The organism is Lewinella sp. IMCC34183 (assembly GCF_003390915.1).
Classification (GTDB): Bacteria; Bacteroidota; Bacteroidia; order Chitinophagales; family Saprospiraceae; genus Neolewinella.
On the sequence record NZ_QMEM01000022.1, the window covers coordinates 1 to 4728 of the forward strand.

Annotated in this window: 3 protein-coding genes; all 3 read left to right on the plus strand. The window is 45.2% G+C overall.

What is annotated here, in order from left to right; all coding sequences use genetic code 11:
• Positions 1–223 precede the first annotated feature (223 nt).
• A complete protein-coding gene (locus tag DQG19_RS21080) occupies positions 224–586 on the plus strand; it encodes a hypothetical protein (RefSeq protein ID WP_157974644.1) in 363 nt (120 codons plus the stop codon).
• Positions 587–683: 97 nt separating this feature from the next.
• A complete protein-coding gene (locus DQG19_RS20575; protein WP_157974645.1) occupies positions 684–1220 on the plus strand; it encodes a hypothetical protein in 537 nt (178 codons plus the stop codon).
• 881 nt (positions 1221–2101) lie between these two features.
• The gene (locus DQG19_RS21085) at positions 2102–2533 is read left to right on the plus strand and encodes a hypothetical protein (RefSeq protein WP_157974646.1); all 432 of its coding nucleotides are present in this window, start codon (positions 2102–2104) and stop codon (positions 2531–2533) included.
• Positions 2534–4728: the final 2195 nt, after the last annotated feature.

A 4728-nucleotide genomic window follows, 5' to 3' on the forward strand; every position in this document is an offset into this window, starting at 1 on the left:
CACCGCGCCATCGTCAAGCCGGCGGTGAGGCTTTTGGGTGTCGATGAGGCCTTTAAAAGTTGAACTGAAGCTGGTCTAGGTCCGGGATGCTGTCTGGTGACAGCCGGCCTGCGGTGGCGCACTCGTTCGGTGCAATCAATCAGACTACAACTCGCTTAAACATTAAAAGACTGTTGAATATTTGTAGATTCGCAACTAATAATTGCTGTTAAATCTGTGTGAAATGGACGAACAATATAAAAATGATATAACCGACGAAGTGGAAGCCCTTCGTACTCAAAGACTACTTCAAAAAGGAAGTCTTAGGATTAAAAGGCAGCGTAAACCTTTTATCTATGTGGCATTACTCACGGTTGGTACTTTAGTTATAGTTACACTTATGTACATCATAATGAAGCCAGCTCCTTCATACCTTATAAGTTACTGGGAAGAGGGTGTTATTGCTCCGTATGTATTGTATTTGCAATTGTTCTTTGTTGTATCTTTTTCAATTTTTATATCCATAATTATTGCGAGTAACCATGCGACAGACGGTACTCAAACAGATGACCTAATTAATGAAATTAATCGTAAAATGATTAAGTAAAAAAGTTTAGCGCAAGAAATGTGAGAATAACAATGGTAAGCATAAAATGGTAAACAAATTGATTGCATCATACAAGCTACTTGCCAAAACTTCGGTCTTGGCCCTTATTAGTATAATTACAGGTCTTGTCGGCTTACTATTTGGACATATTTTGCTTACTGTGTTGTCTCATTACATAGCGATAAACGGCTTTTTATTAATTTCATTACCCATAGTTATAAGCTTTGTATCAGTATGTATTGTATTGTTTATCTTTAAAGGTGGCACTAAAGCGGTAGGCAATGAAATAGCTTTAGACGATATAAATAAACAATTGGAGCACATGATGAAGATGTGGCAGTTCCACGAAATGCATCAAAATGAATATGAGCTTCAGATTTTGAGATCAGATATCAGGAATTTAGAGGAAACAAGATTAAAGCTGCTGGAAACACAGGTTCCTGGATTTAAACTGGCTAGGGATAGATCCATGGTGCGTCGCGTATTGTCCCAAATAGATATGAATGATCCTTCTGAAAATGATATAGATCAGATACTCCATTTATCAGAGGAATACCGCGAAGTACTGAATTTGGATGAGTTCATGAGGGAGATGAGAAAAATTGAAGAAATCAAAAGAAAAAGAGGCCATTAGAAAGCACCGAACACAGCGCCAGCGACAAACCGGCGAGGGTGGGGGTTGGTGTCGATGAGGGATTTATAGCTACCTTGAAGTTGGTCAGGATCCGGTGAGCTGGTCGGTGGTAGCCGGTCTGCGCCGGCGCATCCGTTGGCGGCCATTGGCACTTTAGCCCGCGGCCTGATGCGAATTTAGTTGCGCATCTCCGTACCCGGGCTAAGGTCTGACCGGTAACCGCCGGGACTGCGCCATTCTGCAGCGAATCGACAAGTGGCCGGGCTGAAGCCCGGCCACCTGCGCTTCGCTCCGCAGAAGGCGCAATCCGCCAGAGGAAAGCGAGGTACATCGGCCACGTCCGCCAACACGGCGCCTACGTCAATCCGGGGGCTTCGTGGTCAAAGACAAGCGCTGGGGTGACGGTAGCGGCCATTGCGCCGCCGTTCTCAATGGGCCAAAAGCCTGCGCTGCGCTCCGGGTTTTGTCCCATGTTCACTGGCGGCGCAAAGGCTAGCTTTGTGTTCCAAGCCTGGGGCCGGTGCTCGAATGATCCCGGATTGCGTAGGCGCCCACGTTGGCTGACATCCAAGTACCCAACACTCCGAAAACGCTGCAGCGTAGAAACAGTCCCCCCGGCACAATTTCGACAGCGCCACTAGGCAGCTACGGCAAGCGACTACTGATGCTGCTGCCGCGCAAAAGCAGTGCCCCGCAGTTATGGAAGCCGCTGTCGCTTAGATATAATCCGCGCTACTTCGGTAAAACTACCGCGCAACTGAGGCGAGCGACTACTGACGCCGCTACCGCTTAGATTTAGGCCGTACTACCCCGGTAACCCTACTGCCAAGAAAGACTACGACGAAAAGGCAATATATAGAAGTAATGTCAATTAACAATTTATGAATGTTGTCGGACGAACAATATGGGTCATAATTGCTGGAGCGTTAATTACGGTTATTTACTTCATAAGTACATTCAGTATTTTTGACGAACCGGCTAGTACGATTATAGATAATTCGTGTGACTATGAAGGAATCAGAAGAGCTACGGTATATTCGCTATCTGGAAACGCTGTAACTAATGAATCAATACATGTAGCCATTGATCATTGTGATCAAAATTTCGATTGGCAAAGTTCTCAGGATATTTTTACCGGCGAACCTATTGGATCCGGACAAGTTAAAGCAGTTTGGAACGGATTTGATTCCCTTGTCGTAGAATATTCGAGCATTAGAAGGATTTCAACCAAAGGTTTCCATGATTTTGGCGATAGTAGTTTAAAAATAAATATAGTTTACAAAGAGTTAGAATCACCACAAACCGAAAATTAGTTTTGCCTAAAAGCAAAACGATATTTGAATTTTATAGTTTAAGAGTTTATCTTTTTTGAACAAAAGATCGTAAAGTTATATATAACCTAATCCAGATAATGATTAATGAAGATAAATTTTTCTTTGGGGTATGTAGTAATTCCACCCAGTAATACCGTGTATTATCTCAAAAAGGCGTCTATAGAGTAGACAGGGTGAAAGAAAGCAATATTTATTTTAACATAAAGGACATCAGCCAACATTGCGCCATCGTCAAGCCGGCGGTAGAATTGGCGGGTGTCGAGGATGCTTTATCGGCTAGGAAAGCATCGTCTTTATCCGTAAGTTGGGTGGTAGTAGCCGGCCTGCGGTGGCGCATCCGTTGGCTGACATCCAAGCCCGCAGAACAGGAGCCAATTATGTCAGAGAATAGAAGTGAATTATGAACGACTTTTGGATTAAGTTCGGCGAACTGATCAATTTACTGAAAGAAGAGAATAAGCAGCACATTGCGAGTGAGTTAAAAGAAGTCCAATTTTATGTCAATGGGTTAACCGATGGATGGTACAACTTTAAGGAAGTCTATAATAAAATCATACAGTACAGAAAATATGAATTGACAAAGCATCAATTATATTTAGCATTAAATCTGTTAAATAAATTAGAAGCATGGTTATTAAGTAGATGACAACAACGCGAGGCTCAACTTGGAACTAGATCCATAGTCTACCTTGTGAAATCAAAAACATGCGGATACTTCCCGGCACGGCGTTGACCCACTTCTTGACAAACATCGAGTGAAACAAATTCTATACATAATTTTGATTAGTGGTTTGATTCCAGCAACCTGGATGCTAGGATTGGCTTTTCTAGGAATTTATTATGCTATACCGAACGCTGAATTCTCATTTAACTACATTCTTTTTGTAACCTGTATGCTTCTGGTAATATTTGGATATATTGGCCTATTATTATTGCTTAAAGGACTATATAAGACGAACCACATTAAAAAACTTACCTTGCTGTTGTGCGGATTGATTGGGTTTTTAGTATTTATGCTAGAATTCAGCCCACGAAATTTTATTGACTGGTTAGTAAAATCCAACATTGAAAGTATGATTGGAAAATGGCCTCTGATTGTGTGCTTGACGTTTTGCTTATTAATAATACATGACCTTACAGGAAATAAAAATAAAGCCACCAATGAAATTAACACAAAGGCCGAACAGTGATAGATGCAAAAATTTTAGCTTCCATAAAGTTGTGTCTATAACCTAAAGTTCGGCACGTAGATATAAACTCTCTGCAGTACGGTTACCGCTGCCGCGTAGAAACAGTCCCCCCGCAGTACGAACGCCGCTGCCGTGTAGAAACGTCCTGCACTACTCCAAAGACGCTACCGTGTAGAAACAGTCCCCCCGGAGTACGAACGCCGCTGCCGTGTAGAAACGTCCTGCACTACTCCAAAGACGCTACCGTGTAGAAACAGTCCCCCGCATTACGGACGCCGCTGCCGCGTAGAAACAGTCGCTATCGCTCCATAAATAAAAGGACGTCAGCCAACATTGCGGCCACGTCCATGCCGGGGCTGGCGGGTAGGGTAGTGTCGGTTGGCGTCGATCGTGTACCTTGAGTTGAACCAAAGATTATCGGGATCCTTCCCGGCACGGCGTGGCCGCATCCGTTGGCGGCCATTGGCACTTTAGCCCGCGGCCTGATGCCAACTTAGTTGCGCATCTCCGCGCCCGGGCTAAGGTCTGACCGGTAATCGCCGGGACTGCGCCATTCTGCAGCGAATCGCCAAGTGGCGGGCTAAAGCCCGGCCACCTGCGCTTCGCTCCGCAGAAGGCGCAATCCGCCAGAGGAAAGCAGGGTGCACCGGCCACGTCCGCCAACACGGCGCCTACGTCAATCCGGGGGCTTCGTGGTCAAAGACAAGCGTTGGGGTGACGGTAGCGGCCATTGCGCCGCCGTTCTCAATGGGCCAAAAGCCTGCGCTGCGCTCCGGGTTTTGTCCCATGTTCACTGGCGGCGCAAAGGCTAGCTTTGTGTTTCACACATGGAGCCGGTGCTCGAATGATCCCGGATTGCGTAGGCGCCCTCGTTCGCCGAAAGCAATACCCGCATCCCCTCAGAAAAACCTATCAAAGTTGATCAAAGTCATCAACAAGTCGTATCTTTAAGGGCAATCAAGCCAGATGCCACTCAAAAACCGC

Coding starts and splice junctions, on each gene's coding strand:
- DQG19_RS21080 (WP_157974644.1), top strand. CDS start 224: ATGGACGAACAATATAAAAATGATATAACCGACGAAGTGGAAGCCCTT.
- DQG19_RS21085 (WP_157974646.1), top strand. CDS start 2,102: ATGAATGTTGTCGGACGAACAATATGGGTCATAATTGCTGGAGCGTTA.